Below are 1,436 nucleotides of genomic sequence, written 5' to 3' on the forward strand. Positions count from 1 at the left end.
TGTACTGACCCCAAAAAGTTAGACAATTAATTTATCCGAAGGATTTAGTTCTGTATTGCACAGGACTGAGTCCTTTTAGTTTTACCTTAATTCGTTTATTGTTGTAGTAATCAATATAGTCTACAATGGCTTGTTCCAATTGGTTGAGCGACTCAAATGACTTCTCATAACCATAAAACATCTCCGATTTCAGAATACCAAAGAAAGATTCCATCATGCCGTTGTCTGGGCTGTTACCTTTACGTGACATGGATGCTTGAATTCCCTTACCCTCTAGAAACTGATGATAAGAATCGTGTTGATATTGCCAGCCTTGGTCACTATGGAGAATCGTATTCTCGTAGCGCTTCTCTGTGAATGCTTGTTCCAACATTGTTTTTACTTGTTCTAAGTTGGGTGAAGTTGAAAGATTATAGGCGATAATTTCGCTATTAAAGCCATCTAAAACTGGTGATAAGTAAAGCTTTTGAGCGCTTGCTGGAATGGCAAATTCTGTCACGTCCGTATAACACTTTTCCATTGGTTTAGCTGCTTCAAATTGGCGTTGAATAAGGTTGTCTGCTTTCTTGCCAACATCTCCTTTATGAGAAGAATACTTGCGTTTCTTGCGGATTCTAGCTTGTAAATTGAGCACTTTCATCAAGCGTTGAACTCTTTTATGATTGACCACATAACCACGATTTCTTAATTCTAAATGGATTCGACGATAGCCGTAATTTCCTTTTTGTTCGGTAAAAATAGCTTGAATTTCAGCTTTAAGCTTTTGATCCTTATCTGGTTTGTCTAGCTGTTTCAAATGATAGTAGTAGGTCGAACGAGCGAGTTTAATGGTTTTTAGAAGAATATCTAACGAAAAATCAGTGATTAATTCTTGAACAATTTCTGTCTTTCTTCTTTCTCTTTTTCCTCCTTCAAGCGGAGTTCTCTCAACTTTTTTAGGACAGCATTCTCCGCTCTCAGATACTCGTTTTCTGCTTGAAGTCGTTCTAACTCTGTCATCTCTTCGGGTTTCTTCTTTGGTTTACGTCCCATTTTAGGTACTCTCCCTCTTGTTTTCTCAACAATAGTATACCCGTTTTTCTTGTATTGTGCCATCCAATTTGGAAGCATACCACGATTTGGGAGAGCATATTCGAGAGAAACTCTATCTTGAGACCAGTTTTCATGTAGGACTTTATCAATCATTTCTTGTTTTAATTCAGGAGAATAGTAACGATTTTTTTCTTTTTTGACGAACTCTATTCCATAACGATCAATCAATTTAATCATGTACCTAATATTAGAATTGTTTATCCCAAATTTATTTGAAAGCTTCTCTAAGCTATATCCTTGTTTTCTAAGTTCATAGATCTGAACTTTATCATCATAAGTTAATTTCATAATAAAAGCCCCCCAAAAGTTAGATTTTTTCTGTCTAACTTTTGGGGGGCAGTTCA

General features: G+C 36.2%; 1 protein-coding gene. It reads right to left on the reverse strand.

The genetic code is table 11. From position 1 onward, the window contains the following. Positions 1-31 precede the first annotated feature (31 nt). Positions 32-1,380, reverse strand: a protein-coding gene (locus N8N51_RS10315) for an IS3 family transposase (protein ID WP_152907437.1) whose coding sequence is annotated in 2 segments (ribosomal slippage) — positions 32-939 and positions 939-1,380 — 1,350 coding nt in all. Because the reading frame shifts where the segments join, the coding sequence is not laid out codon by codon here. Between the last annotated feature and the right edge of the window lie 56 nt (positions 1,381-1,436).

It is taken from the genome of Streptococcus mitis (assembly GCF_946188685.1).
Classification (GTDB): Bacteria; Bacillota; Bacilli; order Lactobacillales; family Streptococcaceae; genus Streptococcus; species Streptococcus mitis_CC.